The following is a 15,337-nucleotide window of genomic DNA, read 5'->3' as shown; positions in this document are numbered from 1 at the left end:
CAGCCTGAGTTCAAACTTGAACCAAAGCATCTCCAAGAAAGGTCACTACTTCCCAATAATGCATATGTCGGGACCGAATCAAATGGCTACAGACATGATGCTTTTGGAAAAAGTCAAATTGAATTCAGATATTTCAATAGCACTTCGTTTTTACCAATGGAAAGGGTTATGCTTGTCTGTCGGAAAAAACCAAAAGAAACTACCAAGTAATTGGATAGATCTTGCCAAACGAAAGGAAATCAAAATAATAAGGCGCCCATCAGGAGGCAATGCAGTATTGCATTCTGGAGGTCTTACATATGCACTTATTTGGCGATCACCACCCAGAAGAAAACGTGAAGCTTATTATCTAGCTAGTCAATGGTTAATTAAAGGGTTTGCAGACCTAGGCCTTCCTCTAATATTTGGAAATCAATCAGCTAATCCTTCAGAAAAAAATTGTTTTTCCACCTCAACTCTCGCTGACCTTATTGACCCTCTTGGTAATAAACGTATAGGTAGTGCGCAAGTTTGGCAGAAGGGAAGTCTTCTTCAACACGGAGAAATACTTCTCGATCCACCAGCGAAGCTTTGGATGGAAATATTCAAGACTAAAGCACCAAAACCTGCTTCTATTTCTATTCCAAAGATAAGCTTAGTAGAAACACTGTATAAAGCTTGTAGATCTTGTTGGCCAGAAGTTAGCTGGCAAGATAAAAAACTTACAAAAAAAGAATATGAAAAAATTACAATTAACTCAATGAAATATGCCCTTAATATTAATCAACCCGATCTATCAATTAATCCTGCCGAAAGCATTGCTTCTACAGCTTCAGGAAGAGCTAATCCAAGTGGGTAATTATTTTGAGTGCGAGCAACCTCCAAGAAGTTCTTAGGGACCTTTAATCCCAAATATTTAAGTACTGCTGCCCCAACGTCTACTCTGTCCAAGGTTCCTGATGGTAGGCCCGCAGGGTTAAAGACAAGAAGTCTTCCCTCAACTGATTTTTCCAACGCGATAACTGCCCGCCAAAGCGGGTCTTTGTCTCCTACAGCAGGTAGATCATTTAAAGGTTTCGTGTAATCAGCCAAAGAATGTTGCTCCCAATACTGCACAGGCAAATCCTTTAGAGCCTCATCATTAACGTAGCCAACCCACCGACCCAGGCGACATACCAAAACCCATTCAGGCAGAGAGTTCTCATCAGGTGATGATAAGCGCAACTGACTCAACTTGCTTAACGAATTATCTTCTTCCATAACACGAAATCTCCGCCCACTTGCAGAACCAACATTTAGATCGGTTAAAGCTTTCTGCAAAGTAAGCATCTGATTCTGTGATCTTGATGTTGCAAAGCCAAACCAACCAAGGATTACTAGCCAAAGTCCTCCAAATCCTCCGCCTTGAAAACAAAGCAAAGTTCCTATGAAAATTGCCAACAAAGAAAGGCCATTACCAGTTGCAGTAGCAACTTGCAGCCCCTTACGCTGACTTCCTGTTAATTGCCATACAAGAGCTTTTAAAATCACGCCGCCGTCCAAAGGCAGTCCTGGCAATAAATTAAAAAGTGCCAAAACCAGATTTAAAGAGCCAAGTTGTCCAAAAAGATTGGCAAGAATTGGACTAAAATCATTAGCAGATTTGACTGATAGAAAAAAAACTATTGCGAGAAAAAAACTTACTAGCGGGCCCGCTATGGCAACACGCAAAGAGCCCATCGCAGTTGAGCATTCTCTTTCAACACGAGCAACTCCACCCAGCAAAAAAAGAGTAATGCTTCTAACCTTTACCCCTTCATGTAATGCCACAAATGAATGGCCCAGTTCATGAAGCAGAACAGATACAAACAGAAGCAGGGACGTTATCAATCCCAGCCCCCAACTAAACCAAAATGGCAAAGGTCCTTCTATTGCAGTTGAAATCTGTCCTTGTGCAGTCCAAGCAAAAAGAATCAAGATAACAAACCAACTCGGATGAACCCTCAGAGGGATTCCTCTAATCCTCAATAACTCCCAGCCTTCCAAATTTCTACCTCCATATGGCTTGGCGCCAGACCAATGGTTAACTAATCCTAGAAAAGACACTCTCTAATGACCTTCAAAATGGGGTCTCAAACATCCACCGCAATCAAAATTTGTGGAATCACTCAACTAAATCAAGCCAAAGCTATTGCAGCACTTGGGGTGGATGCAATCGGAGTTATAGGTGTAAAAGGGTCTCCTCGTTTTGTTTCCGAAGAAAAAAGAAGGAACCTATTTGAACAACTTAAGAAGTCATCTCAAAATTTGAAACGTGTCTGGGTCATAGCTGATATGCAAGATGCTCAGATTGAACTTGCTCTGAAGGGATTGGGAGTACCTTCTGTTGTCCAATTGCATGGAAAAGAATCTCCTGAGCGCTGTGAGAAGTTTCGCCAGAGATTTCCCAACATTGAATGGTGGAAAGCTATTCGTATCCAAACACCAATAGATATTTCACAGGTACATAAATTTGAAGGGTCTGCAGATGCACTTCTTCTAGACGCATGGAGTGCCAATGAGCTGGGCGGTACAGGAAGCAGGCTTCCCATTGAATGGCTACAAGACGTCAAATTTGGACTCCCATGGTGGCTTGCTGGTGGCATCTGTGCCGAATGGATACCAAAAATCTTTAGTCATCAAGTAAAGCCTTTCGGAATAGATGCATCAAGTCGCCTAGAGACTTCTCCAGGGATTAAAAATCTTGAATTAGTTAATGCTCTAATAAAAACGATCAGGCAAGTAGAAAGATAAAAGATAATCTCGCAAAGAATCTATCGACACAATATTCAACTTAGACTAATTGAAAAGTCTACTTCAAGTAATTTCCTTCTCTGGTTAAGATTTTTACCTTGAAAGAGCTGTCTCTTGTTGTCTTACAAGCTCAAAAAACTCCTGCTTCAAACTAGAGTCATGACGGAAATCACCTCTTACAACTGAATTAACCATGCTGCAATGTGACTCTTTTACACCTCGAAGTTTCATACAGTAATGATCAGCTTTAATGATAATACCCAAACCTTGAGGTTCACAAAGACGCTCTATCTCATCGGCTAAAATCATTACCGCCTCTTCTTGAATGTGAGGCCTTGAAAAGACCCAATCGGCGACTCTCGCAAATTTAGATAAGCCAATTACACGAGTACCTGGTTTTATTCCAATCCAACAGTGCCCCATAATTGGCACAAAGTGATGCGAACAGGCTGAACGAACAGTTATAGGTCCAACTGTATAGATCTCATCTAATTTCTTGACATTGGGAAAGCTCGTAACCTTGGGTTGCTTATGATATCTTCCTTTAAAAACCTCAGATATATACATTCGTGCAACTCTGCTTGCTGTTTCTTCTGTATTATGGTCATTATCTATATCAATCACCAAGCTCTTTAGAAGGTCTCTAAAGCGAACTGCTACTTCATTTTCAAGCTCTTTAAGCTCGCCTGGTTCAATGCATTCAGAAACGTTATCATTAGCGAAGTAAGAGATTCCTTTCTCAACTAATCGTGAACGAATCCTCTCAGAAACCAATTCACCATTAGGAGTACCCCCAATCTCCTGGATAACATTAGTTTCTTTTGTTACATCATCAGTTGATGAAGGAATAATAGAAGTCATAAATGCTGGTTAAAAAGCACCAGTAGCTGGCATAAGTGTTAGGTCTTCGATTACCTGTGAAGATGGTTGCTCCGCCATATAAAGAAGTGCAGATGCTGCATTTTCAACGGTAAGCATTGAATTACGGTCAAAATCACTTTGGACGGTATCAGTATCCCAAAGAGTTGAATTAACCGAACCAATGGTTAGCGTACACGCGCGTATTCCATTCATACGCTCCTCCTCAGCCAGGCATTTTGTAAAGCTAGCTAGAGCCGCCTTAGTAATGCAGTAAGCACCCCATTGAGGGAAAGCATTCCTAGCTGCATGGCTACTAACATTAATAATTAATCCACCACTAGACCTCATCAAAGGAACAACTGCTGAACATACTTGAAAGACACTAGTCACGTTCATCTGAAAAACCCATTGCCATCTCTCCAACGACATCGACAAAAGTTCACCAGTCCAAGCTACTCCAGCATTATTAATTAATACAGCTGGAGATACTCCATTCCCAACCAATTCATCTACACCTAATGCTATTGCTGCAGGATCTGAAAGATCAATTGATTTGTAGCGAATAGTGCTGACAGTAGTCTTAGTAAGTTCTTCAGTTAATAGCTGAAGATCATTATTACTACGAGCAACTAACAAAAGGTCCCAACCTGCTTTTGCAAACAATTTGGCGGCAGCTTTTCCGATACCTCTGGAAGCACCTGTGATAAGGACTGTGGACAATTAATAACTTATAAAGACTGCAAAAGATTTTAAGTGGTCAAATCTTTCTCTGTAGTGGTTTGTTCTAAAAACCGACCCATAGATCTAAATTTGCGATAACGAGCTTCACGCAACTGCTTCGTTGACAACTTCAGAAGTTCATCGAGATGCTTTTCTAAAGCTTGTTTAAGAACCTCACCTGCCTGTAGAGGTGCCCAATTATTCCCTCCAGCAGGCTCTTTTAAAACTTCATCAACAACTCCAAGAGTCAACAAGTCAGGTGCTGTTATTTTGAGTGCAGAAGCAGCCTCAGGTGCTTTTGCTGCATCTCTCCAAAGAATAGAAGCACACGCTTCAGGACTAGCAACTGTATAAACACTATGTTCAAACATCAAGAGTCTATCTGCCACTCCAATACCTAAAGCCCCGCCAGAACCACCTTCTCCAATAACTGTTGCAACTATAGGAACACGTAAGCGAAACATCTCACGCAGGTTTACAGCAATAGCTTCTCCTTGACCTTGCTCTTCGGCGAGGACTCCTGCATAAGCACCAGGGGTATCAATAAAAGAAATTATCGGTAAATGAAATCGATCTGCATGCTCCATTAATCGAAGGGCCTTGCGATAACCACCTGGAGTGGCCATCCCAAAATTCCTGGCCACATTTTCTTTGGTATCTCTGCCCTTCTGTTGACCCAATAAAAGCACGGATCTTTCACCAATTCGACCAATCCCCCCCACAAGGGCCTTATCATCACTACCATTTCGATCTCCATGTAATTCAACCCAGTCATCGCAAAACATTTGAATAAAATCCAAAGTGCTAGGGCGTTGAGGGTGTCGAGCCACTTGGATCTTTTGTGCAGGGGTAAGAGCTTGAAAAATCTCTTCTCTTCTTCTTGCCGCAAGAGTCTCTAGTTGAAGAAGTTGCTGACTAACATCTACTTCAGAATCTCTAGCAAGTTCTCGAATCTGTTCAATCTGCTTCTCGAGCTCTACAAGTGGCTTCTCGAATTCAAGTAGATAACGACGAGCCATAATGAAAAGATCGAGTAACTAAAAGCAAATATCCCTATCAGGCAGCGGCTGCCTGATAGGGATTATTGAGGTTAAGGGTTTTGAATCCATTTCTAACAGAAGCCTCCCCAATAAAATCCATCTTTTCAAGTGTGATGTTGTTACGTCCCCAACTGAAATTGGTGTGGCAATTTTCAAATTCAAGAAGCATGGCCTCTGCAAAACAGGCAAACATCTGCCTTTGAGGTTTTTCCATTTCTGCAAGCGCCATCATGTTCCAACCGATGTCATTAAAGAATTCAACAATTCCTCCCTTTAAAACATGCACACCTTCTCCTGAGACTTTTCCATCGAGATTCTTTGGGTAACCTCCATCAATCATTAAGCAAGGGTTACGTAACTTCGATGAATCAATTTCAAGTGTTCTAGGCATACTCGCTACCCAAACAACTACATCAGCCTCAGGTAGAGCATCTTTAAGACCAAGTATTCTTCCACCTCCTAGTTCATTTTGCAGTTCTAGAAGAGGTTTCTCCTGTCTCGCTACCAAAATAAGCTCAGCAACTCCTGTTCGCCTAGAAAGCCAACGACAAATCGCGCTGCCAATATCCCCAGTTGCACCTACTACTGCAACTCTAGATTTTTTGAGATCAATTCCTATTGAAGGAGCATTAATTTCTAACTGGCGACAAATCACCCAAGCAGTATGGGTGTTGCCAGTAGTGAAGCGTTCCCACTCAAGAGTGGTATTTCTAATATTTTTATGCTGAAGAAGGTTGAAATTCTCAAAAATAATTGACGTAAAACCTCCAAGAGCAGTGATATTTATTCCCTTCTTCTGGGCTAATTCCATTGCATTAAGTACTTTTCTTCGTGCTGCTTTGAACCGACCAAGCATTTCAGGAACAAAACAGGAGTCGATATAAGCCCCCTCAATTGTATTTCCAGAAGGACTTACAACTTTTACATGCTCTACCAATTGAGGGGGAGCACTACACCAAACATCTAAATCACCTTCGGCAATATGGTCATAACCCAACTCCATCGCCTTTAATCTGGCGTCCTTAAAACTTGTCGAGTGTCCGATCAATCCAAACATTGACAAAGTAAATAGGAATAACCGGATTAGAACTCTTGTCCCTAGGAGGGAAGAAAGGAGACTAACCCATCGTGATCCTAAGAAAAGAGTTGTGAGTAATAATCTTTTCTAGAAACCTATCAAAGAATAAATCCTTAACTGGTTTTTCTAGTTATACAACTGCAGAAAGAGCCATTCTTGCAATCTCCCGATTATCCAAACCAATCTCCATGAGTGAATCCTGGTAAGCAATCATGAATTCCTCCATCAACTCTTCCTTATCCATATGAAGTACAGAAGCATCTTCTGCAACTTGATCCAACATTGAACGAATAATTGGAAGGTTGATTTTATTAGCATTAATTAATTCTTCCTTACAGTTCTGCAAATTTGCTTTGAGCCATTCCTGGCCATAGTTCAAATGAAGATATTCATCTTGAACAACACCCTCTGTAATCTTCTTTGCGAAGGGGTCTGCTACTCGAATGTAAACGTGGTAAGCAGATATCGCAAAGGCTTCAATAAGTATTGCTTGTATGAGAATACAAGTAGTTAGGTTTCCCTTCTCTAAAGCTTTTTGAAAGTTGTCATGCAGAGGGGAAAAGAACTCCTTTGCAAAAGGCATGTCAGCCTGAACACCTAGGTTTTTACCGCACGCGGTAAAACCTTTCATGTGCTTTAGCTCCATTCGACCTAGTTTTTCAAGCTCTTCAGCCTGTTCTGGTATTAACGTTCCAATCGCCATGTAATTGCCATGAGCTTCCTTCTCGCCTTCTATGACAATTGCATTGATACGACTGTAGGCATCTTTATAGGCATCGGTTGTGAAGTCAGGCAATTCTCCAGAAGAGAAGTCCGGACGATCCAGCAATGCAACCTCAGATAATTCGACGGTCGCCATAGATCTATCAATAATTTGAGCAATGGGCGAGATATTACTCCCCATTCATGATAATCAGCTCCTTTGTGTTACTCCTTAAACTGAACTCAACCTTTTAATTGCTCAACTGGAGGCCATTTGCTCTCCATAAGACTGATTAAAAGACTTAACCAATGTTCAACAAGAGCTTTTTCCAATTCTTCCCCTAAAGATGAGGTGGATGCCCTGCTATCTCCAATAACACCAGACTCGCTTAAGTCCTCTGTGAGCCAGGCCCAAGGTGCAGCCCCCTCCAAACTCCAACCGCTTGGAGGAGTCGCCACAGCCTCTGAAGACAAATGTTCTCCATCCATAGGACGTTCAGGACCAACGAGTTCAGGAGCCAAGGAAAGCATCAAACTTGTCTCTCCAAGTCCTGCATGCAATCCAGCTTCACGCTCCTGGCGAGGGAGTAATTCTTTTAAAGGCTCCACCCCACTCCAAAGGAAACATGGCAGTACTGCCATAGAAGGACAATTAACCTTTAACTGCCTAGCTGCAGCTTGTAACAAGCCAATTTGACCTCCATGAGCATTGAAAAACAACAATCTTCGAAATCCCAACGATGAAGCCTGCTGACCAACCTCCATAACCAAATTCAACAAAAGCTGCGCTGAAAGTGAAAAGGTTCCAGGGAAAGCAGAGTGTTCTGGAGAGAAACCTAAGGGTTGAGAAGGCAACATCCAAATAGGGAAATCCTTAGGCAATCGATCTAAAACTTTCGTTAAAATTTTTTCAGCAAATAAATTGTCAGTAGCCAAAGGCAAGTGAGGCCCATGCTGCTCACAAGCACCAAAGGGCCAAACCAAAGTAGATCCATCCCTCTTTACCGCCTCTTCAGCCTTTGGCCAACTGAGATAATCGAAACGTCGAGGTTGAGAAGTCTTAGACATCGCGAGCTCGACTTTAAACAAATTAACTTCGCCTGTCAGAATGAGCCCCCGACGACCTCAAGGGGCCCATGGCCGGATCAGGCGTACAAGAGCCTAATAAACCCAAGAAACCTGTCAGGCAAGAAGCGGAAGCTCCTCGCAAACCTTTGCAGGTCATTCACATCAGTCGAAAAGACGAGCAGGAACGCCTTAACAAAATCTCGGACGATAAATCAAATGCAACTTCACAGACCAGTGCTGAGACAACCAAAGTTTCTCTAGGGACTGGACCAAATTATTCTGCTAAAGAGGCCACCCCATCTAATACAAAACCAATCAGTCGAAATCTGGACCTTGATGATCTCGAAGGGGTCAGCATGGCCGATTTTCTTAGTCCCCCTGATCAAGCGAGAGGTTTTAGAAATAATCAAACGTCAAAAGATTCACCATTAAATGATCTAAAAAGAAATCCAGAAACCCGAAGTGTTGATGATTTTGACTTTGATGAAGATGCTTTTTTAGCTGCATTAGATGAAAATGAGCCCATTGGCAATACAGGAGAAATAGCAAAAGGAGCTGTAATTGGGGTTGAAAGTGACGGTGTATACGTTGATATTGGAGGGAAAGCACCTGGCTTCATGCCTAAAAAAGAGTGTGGCCTTGGTGTGATAACTAGTCTCAAAGAACGTTTTCCTAAAGGTTTAGAAGTAGAAGTACTAGTAACCCGTGAACAAAATGCAGATGGAATGGTCACTATTAGCTGCAGAGCACTAGCCCTTAGAAAAAGTTGGGAAAAGGTTCGCCAACTTGAAGCTGAGGGGAAAGTTGTAAAGGTATTAATAAATGGTTTTAACAGAGGAGGAGTTACCTGCGATTTAGAAGGTCTACGTGGTTTTATTCCACGCTCTCAATTAGAAAACGGAGAAAATCATGAGTCACTTGTAGGAAAAACACTTGGTGTTGCTTTCTTAGAGGTGAATCCAGAAACAAGGAAACTTGTTCTTTCAGAGAAACGAGCTGCAATTACAGCTCGTTTCTCTGAACTTGAAATCTGGCAACTTGTAGAAGGACAAATTGCAACAATTAAACCGTATGGATATTTTGTCGACCTTGGTGGAATAAGCGGCCTATTGCATCATTCAATGGTTACGAATGGCAGCTTCAGATCATTGAGAGAAGTCTTTAGACAAGGAGACGCCGTAAAAGCCATGATTACCGAACTTGATCCCGCCAGGGGCAGAATTAGCCTCAGCACAGCACTCTTAGAAGGGCCGCCGGGCGAAATAATTACCGAAAAAGACAAAGTAATGGAAGAAGCGGTTGAAAGAGCAAATAAAGCGCGGATCGCTCTAAAAGAGAATGCTGAAAAACAGAAACAAGATCAGGAGAAAACGACTTAAAATGTCTACAGCTTCCCCAAAAGAATTACCTCTACTCCAAACATCTGATTGGGAGCTGGACTTTTACTCTCGACCAATAATTGAAACAGACGGCAAAAAACGCTGGGAACTACTCATAACGAGCTCAGAAAATCTGACAATGGCAAAACCATTTCGATGGGAAAAAAGATGTCCAGCTGGGGAAGTCAATTCAATTTGGCTTTCAGAAGCGCTTGAAGAAGCTATTGAAGATGCAAAAAAAGAAGGCTGGGGAATCCCCCTAAGACTGCGCTGCTGGCGAGCATCTATGAAAACTATGATCACAAAAGCTGCGACCAAAGTAGGAATAGAAGTCATCGCAAGTAGACGTACCTTTTCTCTTCTTGATTGGCTTGCTGAGCGTGAAAAAGATTTTTATCCAAAGCAAGAGGGCTATATCACAGGCCCTATAGCACCACCTCCTTCTCCGATACTGAATGAACCAGAACCACTCCCTGAAGCCGTAAGAGGGGATGCTTGGAGCTTCGCTTGGCTGCCTCTTGGAAGCCTTCATGAGGCAAACGAATGGCCAATTGAATTCAGTGGGCTTCTGCCAATAAAAGAAAGCTATGATCTTTCAATTCCTATCCCTGGATTACGTTTATTCAGCAAAACTCGTGCTCTTGCCTTAGCCGGATGGCTGGGTGGACTTGAACCTGTCAAATTAGTTATAGAAGGAAATCAACTCTTACTCGAAGCAGGGCAAGATGATCGCTGGTTAGTAACAGATATGACAAATGAAGCATCTAAAGAAGCAAAAGAAGTTCTTATCAGATCTAGAGAGAAGGCAGGTGGAATTCAATTCATATCAGTACAAAGCACTCCAGAAGAAAAAGTTTTCAAAGGTTTCTGGATGCTGAAAGATATAGCTGGCTACTAAATATTTATTCAACATCATTAACTAAAAACAAATTGTTGTCTAATAAACATAGTTCTGATTCAAGTAAAGACTGGCACTGGATCAAATCCAAAAAAGGAAGTTACCTACAAGCTAATTCACTTAGGGAAAATGGTATTCAGCATGGTTTCTTCACTAAAGAGTGGGGGAATCAATCGCCTAAAGAGTTAACAAAGCATCTAAATTTAGATCACAGCATTCATATAAACAAACAAATCCATGGCTGCAATGTTATAGAAGCATCAAAAGCATGCCAAATACCCTGGCCATCAGGAGATGGGATAGTTAGTGATCAAAAAAAACAAAGCATATGGATATATACTTCAGATTGCATACCTGTTCTGTATGCGGACCCTAAAAATGGTCTTGTTGCTGCAAGCCACGCAGGGTGGAGAGGGATATCCAAGGGTATCCTTTTAAAGACAATAGAAAAGCTGGAGTATTTCGGAGCTAATAGACACAATTTAATCATTGCGTTAGGCCCTGCCATTAGCAAGACTAACTACCAAGTTGGATATGATGTAGTTGAACTTATATGCCAAAGTATATACCAAGAATCATTCAACAAGCCCATTGAAGCTGAAGAAAAAATACTTAATATGTTCTATTTAGGCCTAATTGGTTTTGACTCTACTCCAAGAAAGTTTTTTCTAGATATTCGCCTATCTGCGGCTAATCAGCTATATAGAGCTGGTGTAAAACCTGAGAACCTTTCCATAAGCCCGTTTTGCACATTCTCTGACCAAAATCTTTTTAATTCATGGCGAAGAGATCAGCGCAAATTAATTCAATGGAGTTTTATCGCCAACTGATTCCAAAAGCATAATTTGATCATTCATATCATACTTCTCAACAATAATTTCGATTGATCAAGTTTATTTGCGAGGCGATTTAACGAACTAAAAACAACATCTAGTACCTATCATTAACATTTTAAACCAGCCAATCCAGCTTGATAAAGGCTTTGAGCTAAGTCAATCTTGCTTCGCAAAGGAATAATCTTGGCCAACAAAATACCATTATTTGTACCTTTTGGCATCAAGTTAACTTTTTCATTCTTTCTTAGCTTTGATCGTAAGTAATTAATTGCGGCAATTTCATCAGTCTTTTCTACTTCTACACAAGCCAACTTAACAGTATAACTTCTGTTTCTATCGCCTATTTGTAATAACGATGAGCTTCTGACCTGAAGCACTTCTGCTGCATAAAGATTTAAGGGGGAACAGAAAAAGATAAAGAATAAAAATATACAAAATAAATTCTTTATTTTCATTAAAGGGAAGTTCCACACTCCGGGCAATATCTATATTCATGCACAGTACTATTGCCACAAGCACTACAAGTTCGAGTAGCCCCCATTGCAAGTTCTGGATGAGCAGGTAATCCAACCATTTCTGCATTACTTTTCCCTGGTGGGACCATCGGATAACAATTTTCACCTCTTCGCACATGCACATCAATAATCATGGGACGAGTATCATTCAGCGCATTCTGCAATCCAGTCTTCAAATCATTTCGTTCGGTAATTAAAACTCCTCCAATACCAAAAGAGGCTGCCAAAGCAATGAAATCAGGCATACCTGGAAGCATGTCTGTTGATGAATAACGCTCTTCATAAAAACTTTCTTGCCACTGACGAACCATTCCTTGCCACTGGTTATTAACAATGACGACCTTTATAGGGAGTTGGTATTGAGCAATAGTTCCTAATTCTTGAATATTCATCAAAATACTTGCATCGCCTGCAATGCAAACAACTTTTTCTTGAGGGAGTGCAACTTGTATGCCCAGTGCAGCAGGCATTCCATACCCCATTGTTCCAAGACCTGAACTACTAGCCCACCTTCTTGGTGCATTTCTCAGATACTGAGCTGCCCACATTTGATGCTGCCCCACATCTGTAGTGATGTAGGCCTCTGGTACTAAATCTCGAATCGCCAACAAAACCTCTTGAGGGAAAATTTCTCCCTCTTTAGGCGGAAGAGTTAATGGATAAAGCTTCTTCCACTGCTCAATTCGAGCCAACCAAGAGGAAGTTTTGGGTATAACTTCTTTTTTTTCACTAAGCTCCAACAACTTTGAAAGAGCCTCGTCAACATCACCCAAAACAACAACATCTGGCCTTCGATTTTTTCCTACTTCTGCAGGGTCAATTTCAAAATGAACAACTTTTGCGCGAGGTGCAAAAGTATCTAATTTGCCAGTGACTCTGTCATCAAAGCGAGCTCCAACAGCAATCAACAAATCGCACTCAGTAACAGCAAAATTTGCATATGCCGTTCCGTGCATACCAAGCATGCCGACAGATAATGGATCACATTCATCAAAAGCTCCCTTCCCCATTAAAGTTGATGTAACAGGAATTTGGTGGCGCTTTACTAATACAGCCAAGCTTTCATGGGCCCCAGCTGAGATAACTCCCCCACCTACATAGAGAAGAGGGCGTTGAGCATTCTCGATCAGATCTAAAGCCGCAGATAAAACTAATGGGTCTGGATTATTGGGTAGCCGGAAACCAGGAGGAATAACACTTCCTGGCTGTACAGGAACATAATCAAAAAACTCTTGGCCTACATCTTTAGGTATATCTATAAGCACAGGCCCTGGACGGCCAGAAGATGCAATTAAGAAGGCCTGCGAAACAACTGAAGCTAAATCTGATGGGTCCCTCACAACCCAAGAATGTTTGACAATTGGCAACGTAACTCCAAAAATATCAATTTCTTGAAATGCATCAGTACCAATTGCAGGGCGGGGTACTTGACCAGTAACAACAACCATAGGAATTGAATCCATCTGGGCCGTTGCAATTCCTGTTACTAGATTTGTTGCACCTGGGCCTGAAGTCCCAAAACAAACACCGACCTTTCCTGTAGCCCTTGCATAACCATCGGCAGCATGAGTTCCACCCTGTTCATGACGAACAAGGATGTGTTTTAACCAACCTTCAGATTCAGCCTTATGAACAGCATCATATATAGGAAGAATAGCCCCTCCTGGATAGCCAAATATCGTATCCACACCATGTCGGCGGAGAGCATCCATAAGGGCATCTGCCCCTGAAATACGATGATGCTCCTGATTTTCTATTTCACCTACAGATTTAGGTGAAGAAGTCAGGGTCACAGCAGCGGCAATGAACGATGATATTCAAGATTAAGTCTCAAAGGCTCTATTTGCACAATTAATACCTAAACATTACATGCAGAGTTTAAGAATGAAAAAAAAGGATTGAGAGGGGAAATAAGGCAAAATTAGTTTTCAAGTTAAACTTAAGCCGCAAAGGGTGAGATTAAACTTATTCAAAAATATTTTAATTAACCCCCTAAATTTCAACTCTTCAATCTGAAAACTAACAACCAAAGCGGCCTAAGTCTCTTTAAAACTTTAGGAAGAAAGTCTAATATAATATTTTCAATGCCCAAGTTCGAGAAGATATTTAAAACCTGACAATCCATGATTTGAGAGCATAAATCTAATCAAGACTGTCTTTTTTACTCTTCTTAAATCTGAGAAGGAGCAACACAATTCACAAAGGAGTACCTAAAAAATAATAAAGAACAAAACAAGAACTCTGTAGACTTTTTTCAGACAATCTAAAGACCAAGAAAAACAGTTGAAAGTTCTACTAGCTATAGAAGCCCTATCATATGCAAAGGTCCGTTACCACCAACAACTTCCAACAAGAATTCAAGAAAAAGTATCATTGCGACTCTTCCATTCCAAACTTCTGAACTATTATTCCAGCCCCATTGCCATTTCTCTTGCGGATAAAGTTTGACACCTGCAGGCAACTCTGAAGCATCATCAAGGCTTATCTCAGGTCCTTCTAAAGATGTAATAACAAGATCCGCAAGTCCTTGGATAAATAATGGGTAAGTATCTAATGCTGGAACTCTTCGAAAATTAACAATGCCAAAGTTCTTAGCAAGATTGCGATATTCAATATCTATTTCTTGCAGAGTCTCTATATGTTCACTAACAAAACTAATAGGCACCACAACCAGCTCACGTGTCCCTTCATTAGCGAGCTTTTCCAAAATATCTTCTGTATAAGGTTGTAACCATTCTTCAGGACCAACCCTACTTTGATAAGACAAACTGGAAGGATTCCTGCTGCCCAAAACCTTTTCAAGTTCATCCATGATCAGATTCGAACAAGCTTCTATCTCTTTCTGATAAGGATCACCAGCTTCTTCTACATATATTTTGGGAACCCCATGAGCAGTAAAAAATACATGTGCATTGCCAGGCAACTCACACAAATTGACCTGTTCAGCAATTAACTCAGCCATAGAACGAACATAACCAGGATGGTCATACCAACTACGAATACAACGAAGAGATACTTTTTGGAACTCAACATCTCTATCCCGTAGTCGCCTCAACTCGCGAAAACTGGAACCACTAGTACTAATAGAAAAGTGAGGATAAAGGGGAAGTACTACTACTTGGTTGATTTCATCAGCCTTAATGTCAGCAACAGCCGATTCTGTAAAAGGATGCCAATAACGCATCGCGACATAGCTAGTCGCTTCAATCCCTCGCTGTCGTAATACGCTTTGTAATTCCCTAGCCTGTTGTTCAGTGATTCTTCGCAGAGGTGATCCACCACCTATTGAACGATATGCCTTCTGTGATTTATTACTGCGCAAGGAACTTATCCCCCAAGCAAGCGGTTTTTGAAGAACCGAGATGGGTAGTCTGATTATTTCTGGATCGGAAAAAAGGTTATATAAAAATGGCCCAACGTCCTGTATTCGTTCAGGTCCTCCAAGGTTCATTAAAAGGATGCCTACACGAGCCATTTAAGAAGAGAAAT

15 protein-coding genes are annotated in these 15,337 nt (G+C 41.3%); 5 read left to right on the top strand and 10 right to left on the bottom strand.

The genetic code is table 11. The annotated features are described in order from the left end of the window. Window positions 1–16: 16 nt before the first annotated feature. Entirely contained in the window at window positions 17–838 is an 822-nt protein-coding gene (locus tag SOI82_RS10375; protein WP_320667328.1) for a lipoate--protein ligase family protein, read from the top strand. Here SOI82_RS10375 and SOI82_RS10370 read toward each other — a convergent pair. After that, on the bottom strand, window positions 763–2,004 hold the full coding sequence (locus SOI82_RS10370) for a site-2 protease family protein (protein WP_320668426.1): 1,242 nt from the start codon (window positions 2,002–2,004) through the stop codon (window positions 763–765). The two genes, SOI82_RS10375 and SOI82_RS10370, sit on opposite strands and share 76 nt — an antisense overlap. Before the next feature lie 66 nt (window positions 2,005–2,070). Here SOI82_RS10370 and SOI82_RS10365 point away from each other — a divergent pair, with 66 nt between their 5' ends. Beyond that, window positions 2,071–2,751 (top strand): phosphoribosylanthranilate isomerase, encoded by a 681-nt coding sequence (locus SOI82_RS10365; RefSeq protein WP_320667327.1) that lies wholly within the window; start codon window positions 2,071–2,073, stop codon window positions 2,749–2,751. Between the two features lie 93 nt (window positions 2,752–2,844). Here the strand turns inward: SOI82_RS10365 and folE are convergent, their stop codons facing one another. The 6 genes from folE to SOI82_RS10335 all read right to left on the bottom strand — a co-directional run bounded on the left by folE (window position 2,845) and on the right by SOI82_RS10335 (window position 8,220). Next, window positions 2,845–3,612 carry a GTP cyclohydrolase I gene (gene folE / locus SOI82_RS10360; RefSeq protein ID WP_320667326.1) on the bottom strand — a complete coding sequence of 256 codons (768 nt, stop codon included), beginning with the start codon at window positions 3,610–3,612 and terminating at the stop codon, window positions 2,845–2,847. Window positions 3,613–3,621: 9 nt separating this feature from the next. Further along, the gene (locus SOI82_RS10355; protein WP_320667325.1) at window positions 3,622–4,332 is read right to left on the bottom strand and encodes an SDR family oxidoreductase; all 711 of its coding nucleotides are present in this window, start codon (window positions 4,330–4,332) and stop codon (window positions 3,622–3,624) included. Window positions 4,333–4,361: 29 nt separating this feature from the next. Further along, a complete protein-coding gene (locus tag SOI82_RS10350) occupies window positions 4,362–5,351 on the bottom strand; it encodes an acetyl-CoA carboxylase carboxyltransferase subunit alpha (protein WP_320667324.1) in 990 nt (329 codons plus the stop codon). 37 nt (window positions 5,352–5,388) lie between these two features. Beyond that, a complete protein-coding gene (locus SOI82_RS10345) occupies window positions 5,389–6,429 on the bottom strand; it encodes a long-chain acyl-[acyl-carrier-protein] reductase (RefSeq protein WP_320667323.1) in 1,041 nt (346 codons plus the stop codon). Between the two features lie 151 nt (window positions 6,430–6,580). After that, complete coding sequence (locus SOI82_RS10340) at window positions 6,581–7,309, bottom strand: aldehyde oxygenase (deformylating) (protein ID WP_320668425.1); 729 nt, start codon at window positions 7,307–7,309, stop codon at window positions 6,581–6,583. Window positions 7,310–7,395: 86 nt separating this feature from the next. After that, window positions 7,396–8,220: a creatininase family protein gene (locus SOI82_RS10335; RefSeq protein ID WP_320667322.1), complete on the bottom strand. Its 825-nt coding sequence runs from the start codon at window positions 8,218–8,220 to the stop codon at window positions 7,396–7,398. Between the two features lie 68 nt (window positions 8,221–8,288). On the opposite strand from SOI82_RS10335, the gene SOI82_RS10330 reads away from it, so the two are divergent. The 3 genes from SOI82_RS10330 to pgeF are packed head-to-tail and all read left to right on the top strand — an operon-like array spanning window position 8,289 to window position 11,327. After that, complete coding sequence (locus tag SOI82_RS10330) at window positions 8,289–9,599, top strand: S1 RNA-binding domain-containing protein (RefSeq protein ID WP_320667321.1); 1,311 nt, start codon at window positions 8,289–8,291, stop codon at window positions 9,597–9,599. Between the two features lies 1 nt (window position 9,600). Then, on the top strand, window positions 9,601–10,497 hold the full coding sequence (locus tag SOI82_RS10325) for a Tab2/Atab2 family RNA-binding protein (protein ID WP_320667320.1): 897 nt from the start codon (window positions 9,601–9,603) through the stop codon (window positions 10,495–10,497). Between the two features lie 35 nt (window positions 10,498–10,532). Beyond that, a complete protein-coding gene (gene pgeF / locus SOI82_RS10320; RefSeq protein ID WP_320667319.1) occupies window positions 10,533–11,327 on the top strand; it encodes a peptidoglycan editing factor PgeF in 795 nt (264 codons plus the stop codon). 113 nt (window positions 11,328–11,440) lie between these two features. Here the strand turns inward: pgeF and SOI82_RS10315 are convergent, their stop codons facing one another. The 3 genes from SOI82_RS10315 to hemH form a co-directional block, all read right to left on the bottom strand. Beyond that, complete coding sequence (locus SOI82_RS10315; protein ID WP_320667318.1) at window positions 11,441–11,788, bottom strand: nuclease; 348 nt, start codon at window positions 11,786–11,788, stop codon at window positions 11,441–11,443. Then, complete coding sequence (gene ilvB, locus SOI82_RS10310; RefSeq protein ID WP_320667317.1) at window positions 11,788–13,641, bottom strand: biosynthetic-type acetolactate synthase large subunit; 1,854 nt, start codon at window positions 13,639–13,641, stop codon at window positions 11,788–11,790. Before ilvB ends, SOI82_RS10315 begins: the two co-directional genes overlap by 1 nt. A gap of 506 nt (window positions 13,642–14,147) precedes the next feature. Beyond that, complete coding sequence (hemH, locus tag SOI82_RS10305; protein ID WP_320667316.1) at window positions 14,148–15,323, bottom strand: ferrochelatase; 1,176 nt, start codon at window positions 15,321–15,323, stop codon at window positions 14,148–14,150. Window positions 15,324–15,337 lie beyond the last annotated feature (14 nt).

It is taken from the genome of Prochlorococcus sp. MIT 1307 (assembly GCF_034092395.1).
Lineage (GTDB): Bacteria > Cyanobacteriota > Cyanobacteriia > PCC-6307 > Cyanobiaceae > AG-363-K07.
Note: the sequence above shows the minus strand (reverse complement) of the source record. Positions and strands in the feature narration are given on the sequence as shown.

What these genes read in the sequence shown, in the direction of transcription:
- SOI82_RS10365 (WP_320667327.1), top strand. Translation starts at nt 2,071, where the DNA reads ATGACCTTCAAAATGGGGTCTCAAACATCCACCGCAATCAAAATTTGT.
- SOI82_RS10340 (WP_320668425.1), bottom strand. Translation starts at nt 7,309, where the DNA reads ATGGCGACCGTCGAATTATCTGAGGTTGCATTGCTGGATCGTCCGGAC.
- hemH (WP_320667316.1), bottom strand. Translation starts at nt 15,323, where the DNA reads ATGGCTCGTGTAGGCATCCTTTTAATGAACCTTGGAGGACCTGAACGA.
- folE (WP_320667326.1), bottom strand. Translation starts at nt 3,612, where the DNA reads ATGACTTCTATTATTCCTTCATCAACTGATGATGTAACAAAAGAAACT.
- SOI82_RS10350 (WP_320667324.1), bottom strand. Translation starts at nt 5,351, where the DNA reads ATGGCTCGTCGTTATCTACTTGAATTCGAGAAGCCACTTGTAGAGCTC.
- SOI82_RS10325 (WP_320667320.1), top strand. Translation starts at nt 9,601, where the DNA reads ATGTCTACAGCTTCCCCAAAAGAATTACCTCTACTCCAAACATCTGAT.
- SOI82_RS10345 (WP_320667323.1), bottom strand. Translation starts at nt 6,429, where the DNA reads ATGTTTGGATTGATCGGACACTCGACAAGTTTTAAGGACGCCAGATTA.
- SOI82_RS10315 (WP_320667318.1), bottom strand. Translation starts at nt 11,788, where the DNA reads ATGAAAATAAAGAATTTATTTTGTATATTTTTATTCTTTATCTTTTTC.
- SOI82_RS10335 (WP_320667322.1), bottom strand. Translation starts at nt 8,220, where the DNA reads ATGTCTAAGACTTCTCAACCTCGACGTTTCGATTATCTCAGTTGGCCA.
- SOI82_RS10330 (WP_320667321.1), top strand. Translation starts at nt 8,289, where the DNA reads ATGGCCGGATCAGGCGTACAAGAGCCTAATAAACCCAAGAAACCTGTC.